Raw genomic sequence first — 18,371 nt, 5'->3', positions numbered from 1 at the left:
CATCTTCACAATTGCGCCTCTGGAACGCCCAGGTGGCGGAATTGGTAGACGCACTAGTTTCAGGTACTAGCGGGTAAAACCGTGGAGGTTCGAGTCCTCTCCTGGGCACCAACGAAAAAACTCCTCGCTTCGGCGGGGATTTTTTTTGCCTGTGATCCGGCAGCGGGGTCGGCTCCCTTTCCAGAGGAAAGGGCTCTGACCCCAATCGAGTGGGATGGGGTCATAGCCCATCCCGCAGGCGAAACGGGGTCCACCCCCAGGCCCACAAAAAGTGTTGACACCCCCGTCACGGCACCCCATAATCTCGCTCCTCGACGCCCAGGTGGCGGAATTGGTAGACGCACTAGTTTCAGGTACTAGCGGGTAAAACCGTGGAGGTTCGAGTCCTCTCCTGGGCACCACGTCGAGAATGAGAAAAACCCGCGAAAGCGGGTTTTTTCATGCCCGGAATCCGGCATCAGAACAACGGCCGCAGCACCAGCTCCAGCCCGAGCAGCAGCAGGAACCCCAGGAAGCAGGCGCGGAATACCCGTGCGCTGATCCTCTGCCGGATCAGTTGCCCCAGCCACATGCCCAGCAACGCCGGCAGCACGGCCAGTGCACTCAGGCCCAGTTGCTGGATACCGAATGCACCGTGCAGCACCAGCCCGGCGGTCAGCGATATCGTCGACACGGTGAACGCCAGCCCCAGCGCCTGCACCAGTTCGTCGCGCTGCAGCCCGAGCGACTGCAGGTACGGCACTGCCGGCATCACGAACACGCCGGTGGCCCCGGTCACCACGCCCGACAGTGCCCCCACCAGCGGCCCCAGCCAGCGCTCGCGACGCTGCGGCACGCGGAACACCGGCGCAAGCAGCGCATAGGCGGCATAGACCACCAGCGCCACGCCGAGTGCAATGCGCGATGCGGTGCGATCGACCCGCACCAGCAGCGCCGCTGAACCCAGCGTCACCCCCACCACCGCCAGCATCATCGGCCACAGTCGGCGCACGATGCGACCCAGCGACGGTCCGGACAACAGCTGCCATGCATTGGTGACGAAGGTCGGAATGAACAGCATCGACGCCGCCGCCACCGGTGACAGGGTGCTGCCCAGCAGGCCCATCGCCACCGTCGGCAACCCCATCCCTGTCACGCCCTTGACCACGCCGGCCAGCACGAACACCACCACCAGCAACAGATAGAAGTACGTCGATTCATTCATGCCGTCATTGGATCGGGCCGCCGCCAGGCGCACAATGCGGTCTTCCCGGCCTCGCCTTCGGCTGATCCGAAGGCTCAGCCGTTGCGATGAGGGCACCCCCATGCGGATGGATATCGCCGACCTGCGCCTGTTCCTTGCGATCGCCGAGGCCGGCAGCATCACGGCCGGCGCAGCGCAGGCGAACCTGGCGCTGGCTTCGGCCAGCGAGCGCCTGCGCACGATCGAAGCGGACGCCGGCACCGCGCTGTTGAACCGGCATCCGCGCGGCGTCAGCCTCACCGAAGCCGGTGCCGCCCTCGCCCACCATTCACGCCTGATCCTGCAGCAGCAGGCGCAGCTGCGCGGTGAACTGCAGGCGTTCGCGCAGGGTGCTCGCGGCACGCTGCACCTGTATGCCAACACCGCCGCGCTGACCAACTACCTGCCCTCGCGGCTCGCGCCGTGGCTGGCCGAGCGCCCACGCCTGCACGTGGAACTGCTGGAGCGCACCAGCCCCGAGGTCGTGCGTGCGATCAACGCGGGCCAGGCCGAGGCCGGCATCATCAGTGATGCGGTCGACGCTGCCGGCCTGCAGCAACACGTGGTCGCCGAAGATCCCCTGGTGATGCTGCTGCCGGCCGACCACCGCTTCGCGACCCGGCGCAGCCTGGCTTTTGCCGAGGTTGCCGGCGAGACCTTCGTTGCCCTGGCCGAGGGCAATGCACTGCAGACCTACATCGAAGACCAGGCGCGCGACATCGGGCGCCGCCTGGACGTGCGCATCCGCATGAAGACCTTCGAAGGCGTGTGCATCATGGTCGGCCACGGCATCGGCGTCGGCATCGTGCCGCGGACCATCGCCCGACAGCATCGGCGCAGCACGCACACCGTCGCCGTAGCGCTCTCCGATGCATGGGCACAACGCCGCCTGTGCGCCTGTTTTGCCGGGTGGGCGCAGCTGTCACCGGCGATGCGCAGCCTGCTGCTGCACCTGGGCGTGCAGTCGCAGAAAAAAGCGTGAAATGTTGTTGACACCTCTGCTGTGGTCCCGCACAATTCACCTCCTGAGTCGCCCAGGTGGCGGAATTGGTAGACGCACTAGTTTCAGGTACTAGCGGGTAAAACCGTGGAGGTTCGAGTCCTCTCCTGGGCACCACGACTCAAGATGATCAAACCCGCGAAAGCGGGTTTTTTCGTTTCCGGGGTTGGATTAGTGTGGCGCTAAAGAGCGCGTCCTGTGAGCCGATGTCAGGATCAACGCCGCAGCGATCACACTCATGGAAGAATCGCAAAAACTGGATGTAGCTACGCTCTACCCCCTCGTGAAAAGGCTTGACGCGGAATACGTGAGGGAACTCAAATCGCGCCGCCCTGAGCCAGCCAGCGATGTCGTCTTCAAGGCCCTGTCGCTCGTCATGGGCGTACTAATCTCAGCGGTCGTGGCCGCGATAGGCACCAAGCAACTGCTCGGACCAGATGATGCGACGTTCTGGCACCCCATCGGCCAAGGATTGCTTATCTTTCTGTCCTTGCTCGCTACATGCTTGGCCGCAGGATTTCTTTTCGACATTTTCAGTTCCGCGCTCAGGTCCTATCGCAACTATCTGAGGGATATCGACAACGGACTCGCTCGCGATGACGAAATCGCCACCAGGCTGAGAATCGGTATCCAGCAAATCGTGGCTAGTGAAGCCGGACAATCAGGTCGGTCGTCAGCGGGCTATACGGCGCGCACGGTGAGTCGGCTCCGCACTCTGGTCCTCCATCTGAATTCGGAGGCCAAGATCCGGATCACCCATGCGAACACAGGGGCACTGCTTGGCGCGTTGGCCGGCTTTGCGATCACTACATCCGACACATTGCAGAAGTTCGGGGGTGTAAAGGTCCCCGTGGAAGTGCCCAGCTATACACTTTCACTTGCTATTGGAGTTATGTTGGGAGCGCTGCTGCAAACACGCTTCGCAGCCAAACTCTCACGTCTCGCCGAGTTGCTTGAGCGTGTCGCGAACATGGAAACCAGCGCCAATCCGAGCGCCTGAAGAACAATCGCCCTACGCCGCCCAAATAAAAACCCCGCCTTGCGGCGGGGTTTCTGCGTTTCAACGGCACGGATCGATCAATGCCCACCGGCCGAAGCGGCACCGGCACCCGCACCAAACGGCGGCTTGGCCAGCCACAGGAAGGTGATGATCGCCAGGAAGATCCAGCCGAGCAGGAAGAAGATGTCGTTGAAGCCCATCTGCGACGCCTGGTGGTTGATCATGTTGTTCAGTACCGCCGCACCGTGCTGCAGGTCGCCCTGCCCCATCGCGGTGACCTGGTCCTGCATGCCGGGCTGATAGGCCGAGATGTGTTCGGTCAGGTCGGCATGGTGCACCTGGGTACGCCGCGCCCACAGCCACGTCGTCAGCGAGGCCGCGAAGCTGCCGCCCAGCGTACGCAGGAACGTGGCCAGGCCCGAGCCCGCGGCGATCTCGCGCCCGTCCAGGTCCGACAGCAGGATCTGCAGCACCGGCATGAAGAACAGTGCCACGCCGATGCCCATGATCAGCTGCACGCCGGCCACGTGCATGTAGTCCACCTGCAGGTTGAAGTTCGAGCGCAGGAAACTGGTCATCGACAGCACGATGAAGGCGATCGTGGCCAGCATGCGCATGTCGAAGCGCGACGCATACTTGCCCACGAACGGGGTCATGATCACCGGCAGGATGCCGATCGGCGCCGTTGCCAGGCCCGCCCAGATCGCGGTGTAGCCCATGTCACGCTGCAGCCACTGCGGGATCAGCAGCGCCACGCTGAAGAACGCCGCGTAGGCCACCACCATCGCCAGCGTGCCGGCGCGGAAGTTGCGGTGCCGGAACAGCTTCAGGTCGACAATCGGATCCTTGTCGGTCAGCTCCCAGATCAGGAACACCGTCAGCGTCACCACGGCCACGCAGGCCAGCACCACGATCTTCATCGACGAGAACCAGTCCTCGTCGTTGCCCAGGTCGAGCACCAGCTGCAAGGCACCGACACCGATCACCAGGGTGACCAGGCCGACGTAGTCCATCTTCGGCTTCTCGATCTGCTCCGGGCGCCCCTTCAGCTGGTTGCCCACCACCAGCGCGGCGAAGATGCCCAGCGGCACGTTGATCAGGAAGATCCATTCCCAGCTGTAGTTGTCGGTGATCCAGCCACCGAGGATCGGCCCGCAGATCGGCGCCACCACCGTGATCATCGCCAGCAGCGCCAGCGCCTGCCCGCGCTTCTCGCGCGGATAGATCGAGACCAGCAGCGACTGCGTGATCGGGTACATCGGGCCGGCCACGAAGCCCTGCAGCGCACGCGACAGCACCAGCATGCCCATGCTCTGCGCCAGGCCGCACAGCAGCGAGGTGATGACGAAGGCCAGCGTGGCCCAGACGAACAGCTTGCGTTCGCCGAAGCGGCGGCTGAGCCAGCCGGTCAGCGGCAGCGCGATGGCCGTGCTGACCGCGAACGAGGTGATCACCCAGGTCGCCTGCTGCGAGCTGGCCCCCAGGTTGCCGGCGATGGTCGGCAGCGAAACGTTGGCGATGGTGGTGTCGAGCACCTGCATGAACGACGCCATCGCCAGGCCCACGGTGCACAGGGCCTCGCTGGGCGGCAGGAACCCGGAGGCCGCACCCGGCGCCGCCGGTGCACCCGGAGCGCCGGGTGCGGCTGGAGCTTGTGCGGACATGGCGACCTCAGCCCACCTTTGCCTGTTGCTGCGGCAGGTTGCCCTGGATGATCGTGTGGATCACCTCGTCGGCATCATGCAGCTGCTTGGCGTACACGTCGGTATCGAACACGGTGCCCTTGGCCGGGGCGCTGGGCAGCACTTCGCCCTTCTGGTCGCGCAGGCTCACTTCGGCCTTCATCGACAGGCCGATGCGCAGCGGGTGCTCGGCCAGCTGCTTGGCATCGATGGCGATGCGCACCGGCACGCGTTGCACGATCTTGATCCAGTTGCCGCTGGCGTTCTGCGCCGGCAGCAGCGAGAACGCCGAGCCGGTACCCAGGCCCAGGCTCTGGATGCGGCCCTTGTACTTCACGTCACCCGCGTACAGGTCCGACTTCAGCTCCACTTCCTGGCCCAGGCGCATGTGGCGCAACTGGGTTTCCTTGAAGTTGGCCTCGACCCACATCTGCTCGGTCGGCACCACCGCCATCAGCGCATTGCCCGGCTGCACGCGCTGGCCGACCTGCACCGAACGACGGGCAACGTAGCCGGTGACCGGCGCGACGATGCCGGCGCGGGCGTTGTTGAGGAAGGCCTGGCGCAGCTGCGCGGCGGCCGCCTGCACATCCGGCTGGGTGGCGATCACGGTGTCGTCGACCAGCGCGCGGTTGCGCTCGACGGTCTCGCGCGAACCGGCCACGGCCGCTTCGGCAGCGGCCAGCTCGTCACGGGCGTGGGCCAGTTCTTCGTTGGAGATGGCGCCGGTGGCGGCCAGGTCCTTGCGGCGGGCGAAGTCTTCGCGCACGCGCTTCAGGGTCACCTGGCGGGCATTCAAGTCCGCCTGCGCGCCTTCCACGCTGCGGTACAGGCCACGGGTCTGGCGCACGGTCTTGGCCAGGTTGGCCTCGGCCTGCTGCAGCGCCACCGAGGTGTCGGACGGGTCCAGCTGCACCAGCAGCTGGCCGCGCTCCACGCGCATGCCGTCATCGGCGTTGATGGCGACCACGGTACCGGCCACCAGCGGGGTGATCTGCACCAGGTTGCCCTGCACGTAGGCATCGTCGGTTTCTTCGAACCAACGGCCGAACATGAAGTACCACAGCGCCAGTGCGGCAAGCAGCAGCACGACGATCACGAACAGGCAGCGCAGCAGGTTGCCGCGGCGGTTGGGGGCGGCCGGGGCCGCAGTGTCTTGGGTCTGGCTCATGGCGGAAGTCTTCAGGAATGCGAGGATTCGGAACGGGAGGCGATCGGGGCGCGGTCGGCGTCAGTGGGCACGAAACCACCGCCCAGCGCCTTGCTCAGGCGCACCGACGTCTGTACCTGCTGCGACTGCAGGCCGGCCAGCTGCTGTTGCGACTGCAGCAGGGTGGACTGCGCGCTCAGAACGTCCAGGTAGCTGCCGATGCCGGCACGGTAGCGCTGCTGGGCCAGGTTGAAGGCAGCGCGTGCGGTGTCCACCGCCTGTTGCTGCGACTGCGCCTGCTGTGCCAGCGAGCGCACCGCGTTGACCTGGTCGGCCACATCGCGCAGCGCATCGAGCACGGTCTGGTTGTAGTTGGCCACCGCCAGGTCGTACTGCGCATCGGTATTGGCCAGGTTGGCGCGCAGCTTGCCGCCTTCGAAGATCGGCAGGCTCAGCGCCGGGCCGATGTAGGCGAAGGTGGAGCTGCTCTTCAGCAGGTCGCCCACGTTCGGGGCGACCACGCCAGCCAGCGCGGTCAGGTTGAAGCTTGGGTAGAACTTGGTCTTGGCGACCTTGATCTGCTTGTCGGCCGCTTCAACACGCCAGCGTGCGGCCACGATGTCGGGCCGACGGCCCAGCAGTTCGCTGGGCAGCACGCCCGGCAGCTGCAGCGCCAGCGGGTTCAGCGGCTGCGGGCGCTGGATCGACAGGCCGCGGTCCGGACCCTTGCCGACCAGCGCGGCCAGCGCGGTGCGCGCCGCATCGATGCGCTGCTGCGCAGCCTGCACCTGCTGCTGGGCGGCCGGCACGCGGGCCTCGGCCTGGCGCACCTGCAGGTCACTGTCGATGCCGGCGCGGCGGCGCTGGCGGGTCAGTTCCAGTGACTTCTGCGAGCGGCTCAGCTCTTCCTCGGCCACGTCGTTGAGCTGCCACGCGTAGGCCAGGTCGGCATAGGCCTGGGTGATGCCGGTGGACAGGTTCAGGCGCGCGGCCTGCGCTTCAACGGTGGCGGCGTGCGCGCCGTCCACCGCCGCTTCCCAGGCGGCACGCTTGCCGCCCCACAGGTCCACGCCGTAGCTGAAGTCGAAGGCGACCTGGCTGCTGCCGCCATAGCGGCCGCCCATCTCGCTGCCGACCATCGACTCGGGCAGGCGCAGGCCGGTGTAGCCGCCGGATACCGACAGGCTGGGCAGCTCGTCGGCGCGCGCGGTACCGACCTGGGCCTGGGCCTGGCGCAGGCGCGCGTCGGCGGCGTCCAGGCTCGGATGACCGGCCAGGCCTTCGGCGACCAGTGCGTCCAGCTGCGCATCGCCCAGTGCCTTCCACCAGTCCTGCGCCGGGAAGCCGGTGGCGCTCAGGTCGGTGTCGGCCAGGGTGCGTTCGCTGTGCAGGCTGTCCACGTCAAGCACGTGGCCCTGCGGGTTGAGGCCACGACTGCTTGCGCAGGCGGCCAGGGCCAGCGCCAGCGCTGACACCAGCAGCGCGCGCCCGGACCGGCGGAGAGTGGAATGCGGGATCGGGTTCATGGGGTCGTCAGTGAATCGCGGATTCGGGTAAGGAGGGACAGCAGCAGCGTGCGCTCGTCGGCGGAAAGATCACGCAGCGCGTAATCCATCACCGCGTCGCCGCGCAGCTTCAGCCGCGCCCACAACGCACGGCCTTCGTCGGTCAGTACGATCTGCAGCGCCCGCCGGTCCTGCGCATGCGCCTCGCGGCGGACGCAGCCCAGCGCCTCCAGCTTGTCCAGCAGGCGGGTCACCGCGCTGGGCACCTGGTCGATGGCCTGGGCCAGTTCGTTGGCGGTGCAGGGCGCCATGTGGGAAAGCACCTTCAACCCGATGTAATGGGTGAAGCCGATTCCCAGGTCTTCTTCCGCCATGGACGCGTCGAGCTGGCGCACCAGGCCGTCGCGCACCTGGCGCAGCAGCAGGCCGAAGCTGGGGGGAGTGGTTGCAGGACAGATCATGGGGGAGCATTCTCTTCCAAAAAAAATATTTCTCAATGGAAATATTCGATCTGGCATCGAATGCTGTGTTGCAGCAGCGGGCTCGATCAGTGAAGGCGCCTACCTTAATGATCTGCTCAGGTGGCCCGGTAGTACAATCCAGCCAATGGATGTCACATTTCAGCCAGCGAACATGATGAACAAGGCAGAAATTCAGGTTCCCAAACGCCTGCTCAGGGATGAGGCACTGGACTGGTTCGAGCGCAACGACGGCCCGCCGGTCATCGCCTTCCGCTTCGACAGCCAGCAGGGCCTGGCCCGTGAGGTCGACTGGCACCACCACGAGCGCGCCCAGCTGATCTGCGTCGAACGCGGCCTGCTGACCACCCGCACCTCGCATGGCACCTGGTCGCTGGCGCCGGGCTCGGCTGGCTGGATGCCGCCGCTGGAGCCCCATACGGTCACGCTCGACGGCCCGCTGCGCGGCTGGGGCATGGCATTGGCCGCGCCCGCCTGCGCCACCCTGCCTGCCGATCCGTGCGTGCTGGGACTGTCCAAACTGGCGCAGGCGCTGGCCGACCGCATCTGCGAATGGCCGCTGGGCGATCCCACCACGCCCGAGCGCCAGCACATCATCGACGTGCTGCTGGACGAGATCCGTGCCGCGCCGCGCCAGCGCATGCACCTGCCGATGCCGCACGACCGGCGCCTGCTGAAGATCGCCTCGCAGCTGCTGGCCGATCCGTCCGACGAACGCAGCCTGGCCGAATGGGCGCATTGGGCCGGCCTGTCGCCGCGCAGCCTGACCCGCCACTTCCGCGATGAGACCACGCTCAGCTTCGCCCAGTGGCGGCAGCAGGCACGCCTGGCCGAGGCCCTGCGCCAGCTGACCGACGGCCGCAGCGTGGCCGACATCGCCCATGCGCTGGGCTTCAGCAGCGCCAGCGCCTTCGTCACCGTGTTCCGCCGCCACTTCGGGCTGCCCCCCGGGCGCTACCTGGCGCGGGCCGGGCACGGCCTGGAAACCGGGCTGGACCCTGCACGCGGCTTGGCATCCCCCGCCGCATCCGGATAATCACAGGATTGCGAGCGGCGACCGCCGTCGCCGCCTCCCGACAACAGGTAACAACGCCGCATGACCGAACTTGCCCGCCCCGTGTTCCACGGATTCGAACAACTGCCGCTGCGCGAGTACGCCGAGCGCGCCTACCTCGACTACTCGATGTATGTGGTCCTGGACCGCGCCCTGCCGTTCATCGGCGACGGCCTGAAGCCGGTGCAGCGCCGCATCATCTATTCGATGAGCGAGCTGGGCCTGAATGCCGCGTCCAAGCCGAAGAAGTCCGCGCGCACCGTCGGTGACGTCATCGGTAAATACCACCCGCACGGCGACAGCGCGTGCTACGAGGCGCTGGTGCTGATGGCGCAGCCGTTCTCGTACCGCTACCCGCTGATCGAAGGCCAGGGCAACTTCGGCTCCAGCGACGACCCGAAGTCGTTCGCAGCGATGCGTTACACCGAATCCAAGCTGACCCCGATCGCCGAAGTGCTGCTGGGCGAGCTGGGCCAGGGCACCACCGACTGGGCACCGAATTTCGACGGTACCCTGCAGGAGCCGACCTGGATGCCGGCACGGCTGCCGCACCTGCTGCTCAACGGCACCACCGGCATCGCCGTGGGCATGGCCACCGACGTGCCGCCGCACAATCTCAACGAGATCGTCAGCGCACTGCTGCACCTGCTGGACAACCCCGATGCCAGCGTGCGCGACCTGTGCGAGCACGTGCAGGGCCCGGACTACCCGTCCAGCGCCGAGATCATCACCTCGGCCAACGACCTGCGGACCATCTACGAGACCGGCAACGGCAGCGTGCGTGCGCGTGCGACCTTCACCAAGGAAGCCAGCAACATCGTGGTCACCGCGCTGCCGTTCCAGGTGTCGCCGTCGAAGGTGATCGAGCAGATCGCCGCACAGATGCGCGCCAAGAAGCTGCCGTGGCTGGAGGACATCCGCGATGAGTCCGACCACGCCAACCCGGTGCGCGTGGTGCTGGTGCCGCGTTCCAACCGCGTCGACGCCGACCAGCTGATGGGCCACCTGTTCGCGACCACGGACCTGGAGCGCAGCTACCGCGTCAACCTCAACGTGATCGGGCTGGATGGGCGTCCGCAGGTGAAGAACCTGAAGATGCTGCTCAGCGAATGGCTGATCTTCCGCAGCAACACCGTGACCCGCCGCCTGCAGCACCGCCTGCAGAAGGTCGAGCGCCGCCTCCACCTGCTGGAAGGCCTGCTGGTCGCCTTCCTCAACCTGGACGAGGTGATCCACATCATCCGTACCGAGGACGAACCGAAGGCCGCACTGATCGCGCGCTTCGGCCTGTCCGAGGAACAGGCCGAGTACATCCTGGAAACCAAGCTGAAGCAGCTGGCCCGCCTGGAGGAGATGAAGATCCGCGGCGAGCAGGACGAACTGGCCAAGGAGCGCGAGAAGATCCTCGGCATCCTCGACAGCAAGGCCAAGCTGAAGAAGCTGATCCGCGACGAACTGACCGCCGACGCCAAGAAGTTCGGCGACGCACGCCGTTCGCCGCTGGTGCAGCGCCAGGCCGCGCAGGCGATCGACGAGACCGAGCTGGTGCCGAGCGAGCCGATGACCGTGGTGCTGTCGGAGAAGGGCTGGATCCGCGCCGCCAAGGGCCACGACGTCGATGCATCGGCCCTGTCCTACCGCGAAGGCGACGGACTGCAGGGCGCGGTGCGCGCGCGCAGCACCCAGCAGGTCGCGTTCCTCGACAGCGAGGGCCGCGCCTACTCGACGCCGGTACACACCCTGCCCTCCGCACGAGGCAATGGCGAACCGCTGACCGGCCGCTTCTCGCCGGCGCCGGGCACCAGCTTCGTGACCCTGGCCAGCGCCGAGCCGGACACCCGCTTCGTGCTGGCCTCCAGCCATGGTTACGGCTTCGTCACCCGCTTCGAGAACCTGATCGGCCGCAACAAGGCCGGCAAGGCGATGCTGAACCTGTCGGCGGGCTCGTCGGTGCTGACCCCGTCGGTGGTCGCCAACGTCGCCACCGACCGCATCGTGGCGGTGACCAGTTCGGGCAACCTGCTGGCGATCGCCGCCAACGACCTGCCGGAACTGGACAAGGGCAAGGGCAACAAGATCATCGAGATCCCGAAGGCCAAGCTCGCCACCGAACGCGTGGTCGCCATCGTGGCGATCAGCCCGGGGCAGACCCTGCAGGTGCGCAGCGGCCAGCGCACGATGGGCCTGAAGTTCAACGAGCTCGACGCCTACCTCGGCGCCCGCGCCACCCGCGGCCATCTGCTGCCGCGCGGCTGGCAGAAGGTGGAAGGGCTGTCGGTGGAGTGAGGGCTTGGGGTCGGATCCCGTTCCAACGGAACGGGCTCTGACCCCGGACTATCGCTCCTGGCAGGTGTCAGCCTTGGTTGGCACGCTGTGACGGACGTCAGGCACGAAAAAGCCGAGGCATTCCCCGGCTTTTTCGTTGTCGGCTGGCGGGCGGTGGAGCGGCTGGCGGGCGAAGGCGGGCTCGCGGTGCTCCGGTGCTGGCGGGCGACAGAATGCTGTGCTTCTGGTAGAGCCGACCGCAGGTCGCCTGCCTCTGGCTCCTGGTAGAGCCGACCGCTGGTCGGCTGTTTCCCGCTTCTGGTAGAGCCGACCGCTGGTCGGCTGTTTCCCGCTTCTGGTAGAGCCGACTGTTAGTCGGCTGCTCCAGCGAAAACCAGCCGACCATCGGTCGGCTCTACCGGAAGGCAGCCCGGCATTGGTTCCGCTCTACCGAAAAGAGCGGTGCCGGCTCAGTGCGCCGGGGCGCCGCTGCCGTCGATCTTGCTCAGCTGGTACAGCTCCAGGCCGATGCGCTTGATCAGGCCCAGCTGCTGTTCCAGCCACCAGGCGTGGTCTTCTTCGGTGTCCTTCAGCTGCGCCAGCAGGATGTCGCGGCTCACGTAGTCACCCTTCTCCTCGCACAGCTTCATGCCGGCGGCGAGATTGTTCCGAACGGCGTATTCAGTATCGAGATCCTTCTGCAGCATCTCCTCCACGGTCTTGCCGGGCTCGGTGGCATGCGGGCGCATGTCCGGGTCGCCGCCCAGGAACAGGATCCGGCGCAGCAGCGCATCGGCATGCTGGGTTTCCTCTTCCATCTCGTGGTTCAGGCGCTCGTACAGCCCGAACAGGCCCTGGTCCTCATAGCGGCGGGAATGGATGAAGTACTGGTCGCGCGCAGCAAGCTCGCCGCGCAGCAGTTCCTTCAGGCAGGCGATGACGTCCGGGTTGCCTTTCATGGGGGGCTCCTGTGAATCGATGCGGCATAGGGTGACGCATTTCCGGCGGCGGTGATCTAATCGGAATCAGTCGCAGTTGCGCCTGCGGCTACAATCGGCCCACGAGTTCGGAAAGGACGTGCGATGCGACGTACATGGCGTTGGATGCTGGGCGTAGTGATCGCCATCGTGCTGGTCACCGCACTGGTCCTGTGGCTGCTGCTGCGCGGCAGCCTGGCCGACCTGGACGGCGAGCATGCGCTGCCGGGGCTGGCCAAGCCGGTCACCATCGAGCGCGATGGGCTGGGCGTGGTCACCATCACGGCCGGTAGCCAGACCGATGCGATGCGCGCGCTGGGCCGCGTGCATGCGCAGGAGCGCTATTTCGAGATGGACCTGATGCGCCGCAGTGCCGCTGGCGAGCTGTCGGCGCTGTTCGGGCCGAAGGCCATCGACGCCGACAAGCGCATGCGCGTGCACCGGCTGCGTGCACGCACCGAGGCGAATCTGCAGGCCGCACTGGGCGACAACGGCGCGTCCGTGCGCGCCTACGTGGATGGCGTCAACGAGGGCCTGGCCGATCTCTCCGTGCGCCCGTGGGCCTACCTGCTGCTGCGGCAGTCACCGCAGCCCTGGCAGGCCAGCGACAGCGTGTTGACCGGGCTGGCCATGTACGCCGACCTGCAGGACCCCGGCAACCAGACCGAGCTTGCACTGAGCCGCATCCGCGCGGTGGTGCCGCCAGCGCTGTACGCGCTGATCGCCCACGACGGCACCGAATGGGATGCACCGCTGTTCGGCGACCCCACCGGCAACGCCGCCCTGCCCGATGCCAGCCAGCTCGACCTGCGCACATTGAAGGGAAAATCCGGCACCGCGCAGGAAGAGGTGGACGCCGTCGGCAGCAACAACTTCGCGGTGGCCGGGGCGCTTACCGCCGACGGTCGCGCGATCGTCGCCGACGACATGCACCTGGGCCTGCGTGCCCCCGGCCTGTGGTTCCGCGTGCGCCTGCGCTACCCCGATCCACAGGCCGCTGGCGGCCAGGTCGACGTCACCGGTTTCTCGCTGCCGGGCCTGCCGGCCGTGATCGTCGGCAGCAACGGGCACGTCGCCTGGGGTTTCACCAACAGCTACATCGACACCGCGGACTACCGCACTGAACCGGCCAACGCCGCGGTGACCGTGCATGAAGAACGCATCGCCGTGGCCGGCCAGGCCGATGTGCGGTTCCCGGTACGCGAAACCGCCTGGGGGCCGATCCTGCATACCCACGCCGATGGCAGTGGCGATGCGCTGCGCTGGGTCGCCCACCTGCCCGGTGCGGTGCGCCTGGACTTCGGTGACTTGGCCCGTGCCGGTGACCTGGACGCTGCCCTGCGCTTCGCCGACCGCGCCGGCATTCCCGCACAGAACCTGGTGGTCGGCGACCGCAGCGGACGCATCGCCTGGCGCCTGATCGGCGCCCGTCCGGATCGCGGTCCCGGCTGTGCGCCTGCGGGCTTCACCGCCGCCAGCAACCAGGACTGCGCCCCCTGGCCGATCCGCAGCGACGCCTCGCCGGCATTGATCGACCCACCCAACCATCGCCTGTGGACCGCCAACGGCCGCGTCCTCGACGGCGAGTCACTGGCCAATGTCGGCAACGGTGGATATGACCTGGGCGCCCGCGCGCGGCAGATCCGCGATCTGCTCGCCATCCAGGACCGCTTCGACGAGCACGACCTGCTGGCGATCCAGCTCGACGACCGCGCCGTGTTCCTGCAGCGCTGGTGGGCCCTGCTGCACGACGTCATCGAACGCAGTGACGACCCTGCCCTGAAGCGTTTGAAGGAGGCCAGCCATCAATGGGGTGGCCGTGCCTCGGCCAGCTCGGTCAGCTACCGGGTGGTGCGTGAATTCCGCACGCAGGTGATGCAGACGTTGTCCGATGCACTGTTGGCACCCGCCAGCGCGCAACTGGGCGATGCCTACCTGGAGCCGCGCCTGGCACAGCTGGAAGGCGTGGCCTGGCCGATGCTGCAACAGCGTCCGGCCAACCTGCTGCCCCCGGCCTTCGACAGCTGGGATGCGCTGCTGATCGACGCGGCACGCCGTACCGAAAGTGAGCTGGCCAAGCAGGGACCGCTGGCCAAGCGCAGCTGGGGCGAACGCAACACGGCGGCGATCTGTCACCCCATCGCACGGGCGCTGCCGGACATCGCCAAGCGCTGGCTGTGCATGCCGGCCGACCGCCTGCCCGGCGACCGCGACATGCCGCGCGTGCAGACGCCGAACTTCGGCGCCTCCGAACGCATGGTGGTTTCTCCGGGCCACGAGGCCGACGGCATCGTGCACATGCCCGGCGGCCAGAGCGGTCACCCGCTGTCACCGTACTGGGGCGCCGGCCACGAGGACTGGGTGCACGGGCGCCCGACACCGTTCCTGCCCGGCAAGGCGCAGCACACCATGACGCTGGTGCCAGCGCGGTAGTGCCGGCCGCTGGCCGGCATCCATGCAGGTGTATCCGGCATCATCAGGTTGCCGCCCAGCGGCCGGCACTACCGTTCAACGGTCAGCCCCTGCGCCGCTCGATCAGGTTCAGCAGTGGTCCGGTCATCGCCGTGGTCACCAGCGCCATGATCACCAGCACCGCGAACAGGCGGTCGCCGAGCAGGCCCAGTTCGTAACCCAGGTTGAGCACGATCAGCTCCATCAGGCCGCGGGTGTTCATCAGCGCGCCCAACCGCCACGCCTCGCGCGTGGGCATGCCGGCACTGCGCGCGGCACTGAAGGTGCCCAGCAGCTTGCCGGTCGTGGCCACGGCGATCACCACTACGCACAGCACGATGTCGCTGGCCTGCAGCGCATCGGCGCGCATGCGCAGCCCGGTCATGGCGAAGAACAACGGCAGCAGCAGCGTCACCGCGAACGGTTCGACGCGGGCCATCAACAGGTCACGCAGCTGCGCGTTGGACGACACCGCCACGCCTGCGGCAAACGCACCGAACAGCGCGTGGATGCCCAGCATCTCGGTGACCAGCGCACTGCCCAGCGACAGCAGCAGGATGCCGAGCAGCCAGCGTCCCTCACGCCCCGGCGCGACCTGCTGGCGGGCGAACCACGGCTTCACCAGCCCCAGCATCAGTGCCACGAACGCGACCACGCACAGCAGGTTGAGGCTGGCCGGCAACCAGCCGCCGGCCTGGGCAGCGGCCACGATCAATGCCAGCAGGCACCACGCGGTGGCATCGCCCAGTGCTGCGCAGGCGATGGCGGTCTGACCCAGCGGCGTCTGCGTGATGCCGCGATCGGCAAGGATGCGGAGCAACACGGGGAAGGCGGTGATGCTCATCGAAATTCCGACGAACAGTGCGAATGCCGTGAAGCCCACCCCCTGTGGGCCATGCTGCGGATACAGCCAGATGGCCAGGGCGACGCCGAGCACGAACGGCACCGCGATGCCGGCATGGCTGACGGTAAAGGCAAAACGCCGGCGTCCACGCAGTGCTGCTAGGTCCAGCTCGGCACCGGCCACCAGCAGGAACATCAGCACGCCCAGCTGGCTGAGCATGCCCAGCGGGCCCAGCGAACTGGCCGGGAACAGCGCACCCTGCAGCTGCGGCAGCAGGCTGCCGAGCACCAGCGGCCCCATCATCAGGCCGGCCGCCATCTCGCCGATCACCGCCGGCTGCCCCAGACGCTTGAGCAGCGCCCCCGCGCCCTTGGCCACCAGCAGCAGCACCAGCAGCTGCAGCAGGAACAGGCCCAGCGGTGACGCCAGGTGCTGCGCCCAGCTGCCTTCGGTGGCGGCCGTGGCACGCGCAACCGCTTCGGGCGCAGCCGGCCCGGCATAGCGGGCCAGCAGCACGCCGGCCAGCAGAGGTACCACGGCCCAGCCCAGGTAGCGACATCCCCACTTCATCTGCGGCGCCTGGCCCCCGTTCTGTACGTCCATGAACATTCCCCAATGTACGGGGGGCGATCATACAAAAAAGGGGACGGAGGGGATTAAGACGTTTGTGGCACATACAACGTGCCCTCCTCCCTCCCCTTTCTCGCCCCTAGGCCAGTGCCTGCTCGTGCACTCCGGCGATCGCCCGGCCCGACGGATCCGCCGCCGCGGCAAAACTGGCGTCCCAGGCGATGGCCGCGGGCGACGAACAGGCGATCGACTTGCCCCCCGGCACGGTCTCGGCCGCTGCCCGGCTCGGGAAGAACTGCTCGAACAGGTGGCGGTAGTAGTACGCCTCCTTGGTCTGCGGCGGGTTGTGCGGGAAGCGCTTGTCGGCGGCCGCCAGTACACGGTCGCTCACCTGCGCCTCGGCATGGGCCTTCAGCCCATCGATCCAGCCATAGCCCACGCCATCGCTGAACTGTTCCTTCTGCCGCCACAGGATGCTGTCCGGCAGGTAGCCATCGAACGCCTCGCGCAGCACGGCCTTCTCGATGCGACGGCCGCCAAAACCGGCACCGACCATCTTGTGCGCGGCATCGAAGCGCATCGCCACGTCAAGGAACTCACGGTCGAGGAACGGCACGCGCGGTTCCACGCCCCAGGCCATCATCGACTTGTTGGCACGCAGGCAATCGTAGTTGTGCAGGGCGTCGAGCTTGCGTACCAGCTCATCGTGGAAGTCACGCGCGTCCGGCGCCTTGTGGAAGTACAGGTAGCCACCGAAGATCTCGTCGCTGCCCTCGCCGGACAGCACCATCTTCACTCCCATCGCCTTGATCCGTCGCGCCAGCAGGAACATCGGCGTCGACGCACGGATGGTGGTGACGTCGTAGGTTTCGATGTGGCGGATCACTTCCGGCAGCGCATCGAGGCCTTCCTCGAACGTGTACTCGAAGCCGTGATGCACGGTGCCCAGTGCTTCGGCGGCGATCGCGGCGGCAGCCAGGTCGGGCGAGCCCTTCAATCCGATCGCGAACGAGTGCAGCCGCGGCCACCAGGCTTCGGTCTGCCCGCCATCCTCGATGCGGCGACGCGCATAGCGTGCGGCCACCGCCGCCACCAGCGACGAGTCCAGGCCACCGGACAGCAGCACGCCGTACGGCACATCGCTCATCAGCTGGCGTTCCACCGCATGCTCGAACGCCTGGCGCAGTTCGGCCAGGTCGGCCTGGCGGCCCTGCACGTCGGCATAGTCGCGCCACGGTTGCTGGTAGTAGCGCACCAGCTCTCCACTGGCGCTGTCGAAGTAGTGGCCCGGCGGGAACTGCGCGACATCGGCACAGGTATCGACCAGCGCCTTCATTTCCGAGGCCACGCGCAGGCGGCCCTGGGCATCATGGCCCCAGTACAACGGCACCACGCCGACCGGGTCGCGCGCCACCAGTACACGCCCACTGTCGCGGTCCCACAGCGCGAACGCGAAGATGCCATTGAGCTGTTCCAGCCACTGCGCCGGCGAAGCGCCCTGGCGGTACAGCGCGTTGATCACCTCGCAGTCCGATCCGGTCTGGAAGTCGTAGGCGGCGGTCAGCGCCGCCTTCAATGCCTGGTGGTTGTAGATCTCACCGTTCACCGCCAGTGCCAGCTGGCCGTCGGCCGACAGCAGCGGCTGCGAACCACCGGCCGGGTCGACAATGGCCAGCCGTTCGTGGACCAGCAGCGCGCCTTCGTCGAGATACACGCCGCTCCAGTCCGGGCCACGGTGGCGCTGGCGCTGCGACAGTTCCAGCGCATGGCGGCGCAGGGCCGGAAGATCGTCACCGGCCTGCAGGCCGAAGATTCCGAAGATCGAACACATGGGGGAGCTCCTGTTGGGGGAATTTCACGGGTGGGAGGTGTTCGACCGGCCATCCAGGCCCGGGCAGGCTGCGCCCGGGCACAAAAAAACCCGCATCGACCGATGCGGGTTTTCTGGTGTCCGGGCGTGTGTAGCTGTCTATCTACCCAGGGCGCAGTCCCGCATCGGCCGCGCACGATTATTCGCGCGCAGATTATTGCGGTTGTTGTTGACGGCGGTGGCCAGGCGGATCGACATGGCATCGACCCTACCCCGCTTTCCGGCGCAGCGCAACCGTTGCATTGGCAACCAGGTGAAGGTGTGCCGACCAACGGTCGGCGCCCACAGGGGGTAGCGCCGGG

The 18,371-nt window shown here is 67.2% G+C and carries 13 protein-coding genes and 3 tRNA genes; 8 read left to right on the top strand and 8 right to left on the bottom strand.

Features of this window, described 5'->3' with window-relative positions; genetic code table 11:
• Window positions 1-26 precede the first annotated feature (26 nt).
• Together AC5P9C_RS05000 and AC5P9C_RS04995 are read left to right on the top strand one after the other, a co-directional pair.
• A tRNA-Leu gene (locus AC5P9C_RS05000) sits at window positions 27-111 on the top strand.
• A gap of 205 nt (window positions 112-316) precedes the next feature.
• Window positions 317-401, top strand: a tRNA-Leu gene (locus AC5P9C_RS04995).
• Between the two features lie 56 nt (window positions 402-457).
• On the opposite strand, the gene AC5P9C_RS04990 is transcribed toward AC5P9C_RS04995, so the two are convergent.
• Window positions 458-1,204 (bottom strand): sulfite exporter TauE/SafE family protein, encoded by a 747-nt coding sequence (locus AC5P9C_RS04990; protein WP_049470799.1) that lies wholly within the window; start codon window positions 1,202-1,204, stop codon window positions 458-460.
• Between the two features lie 100 nt (window positions 1,205-1,304).
• Here AC5P9C_RS04990 and AC5P9C_RS04985 point away from each other — a divergent pair, with 100 nt between their 5' ends.
• From AC5P9C_RS04985 to AC5P9C_RS04975, 3 genes are all read left to right on the top strand, one after another.
• Window positions 1,305-2,204, top strand: a complete 900-nt coding sequence (locus tag AC5P9C_RS04985) for a LysR family transcriptional regulator (RefSeq protein ID WP_414615043.1) — start codon at window positions 1,305-1,307, stop codon at window positions 2,202-2,204.
• Between the two features lie 50 nt (window positions 2,205-2,254).
• Window positions 2,255-2,339, top strand: a tRNA-Leu gene (locus tag AC5P9C_RS04980).
• 121 nt (window positions 2,340-2,460) lie between these two features.
• A complete protein-coding gene (locus AC5P9C_RS04975) occupies window positions 2,461-3,222 on the top strand; it encodes a hypothetical protein (protein ID WP_326423044.1) in 762 nt (253 codons plus the stop codon).
• A gap of 77 nt (window positions 3,223-3,299) precedes the next feature.
• On the opposite strand, the gene emrB is transcribed toward AC5P9C_RS04975, so the two are convergent.
• The 4 genes from emrB to emrR are packed head-to-tail and all read right to left on the bottom strand — an operon-like array spanning window position 3,300 to window position 8,020.
• Window positions 3,300-4,886 carry a multidrug efflux MFS transporter permease subunit EmrB gene (gene emrB, locus AC5P9C_RS04970; RefSeq protein ID WP_495205100.1) on the bottom strand — a complete coding sequence of 529 codons (1,587 nt, stop codon included), beginning with the start codon at window positions 4,884-4,886 and terminating at the stop codon, window positions 3,300-3,302.
• A 7-nt stretch (window positions 4,887-4,893) separates the two neighbouring features.
• Window positions 4,894-6,075 carry a multidrug efflux MFS transporter periplasmic adaptor subunit EmrA gene (gene emrA / locus AC5P9C_RS04965; protein WP_495205099.1) on the bottom strand — a complete coding sequence of 394 codons (1,182 nt, stop codon included), beginning with the start codon at window positions 6,073-6,075 and terminating at the stop codon, window positions 4,894-4,896.
• Between the two features lie 11 nt (window positions 6,076-6,086).
• The gene (gene emrC, locus AC5P9C_RS04960; protein WP_343542719.1) at window positions 6,087-7,580 is read right to left on the bottom strand and encodes a multidrug efflux transporter outer membrane subunit EmrC; all 1,494 of its coding nucleotides are present in this window, start codon (window positions 7,578-7,580) and stop codon (window positions 6,087-6,089) included.
• Window positions 7,577-8,020, bottom strand: a complete 444-nt coding sequence (emrR, locus tag AC5P9C_RS04955) for a multidrug efflux system transcriptional regulator EmrR (RefSeq protein WP_014646521.1) — start codon at window positions 8,018-8,020, stop codon at window positions 7,577-7,579. Before emrR ends, emrC begins: the two co-directional genes overlap by 4 nt.
• Before the next feature lie 172 nt (window positions 8,021-8,192).
• Between emrR and AC5P9C_RS04950 the strand changes: the two genes are divergently transcribed.
• On the top strand, window positions 8,193-9,074 hold the full coding sequence (locus tag AC5P9C_RS04950) for a helix-turn-helix domain-containing protein (RefSeq protein ID WP_189638126.1): 882 nt from the start codon (window positions 8,193-8,195) through the stop codon (window positions 9,072-9,074).
• A gap of 60 nt (window positions 9,075-9,134) precedes the next feature.
• Window positions 9,135-11,378, top strand: a complete 2,244-nt coding sequence (gene parC / locus AC5P9C_RS04945; RefSeq protein WP_074725969.1) for a DNA topoisomerase IV subunit A — start codon at window positions 9,135-9,137, stop codon at window positions 11,376-11,378.
• A gap of 449 nt (window positions 11,379-11,827) precedes the next feature.
• Here parC and bfr read toward each other — a convergent pair whose 3' ends face one another.
• Entirely contained in the window at window positions 11,828-12,316 is a 489-nt protein-coding gene (gene bfr / locus AC5P9C_RS04940; protein WP_343542723.1) for a bacterioferritin, read from the bottom strand.
• 123 nt (window positions 12,317-12,439) lie between these two features.
• On the opposite strand from bfr, the gene AC5P9C_RS04935 reads away from it, so the two are divergent.
• Complete coding sequence (locus AC5P9C_RS04935; RefSeq protein WP_414615135.1) at window positions 12,440-14,767, top strand: penicillin acylase family protein; 2,328 nt, start codon at window positions 12,440-12,442, stop codon at window positions 14,765-14,767.
• A gap of 82 nt (window positions 14,768-14,849) precedes the next feature.
• Here the strand turns inward: AC5P9C_RS04935 and AC5P9C_RS04930 are convergent, their stop codons facing one another.
• Both AC5P9C_RS04930 and asnB read right to left on the bottom strand, forming a co-directional pair.
• On the bottom strand, window positions 14,850-16,238 hold the full coding sequence (locus AC5P9C_RS04930) for a cation:proton antiporter domain-containing protein (RefSeq protein ID WP_057493522.1): 1,389 nt from the start codon (window positions 16,236-16,238) through the stop codon (window positions 14,850-14,852).
• 100 nt (window positions 16,239-16,338) lie between these two features.
• Window positions 16,339-18,030, bottom strand: coding sequence for an asparagine synthase B (asnB, locus tag AC5P9C_RS04925; RefSeq protein WP_343542827.1), 1,692 nt, complete (start codon window positions 18,028-18,030; stop codon window positions 16,339-16,341).
• Window positions 18,031-18,371 lie beyond the last annotated feature (341 nt).

The sequence above is a fragment of the Stenotrophomonas sp. YJH_SMC_10 genome, from assembly GCF_059371555.1.
This window is presented reverse-complemented; position numbering and strand designations above follow the sequence as displayed.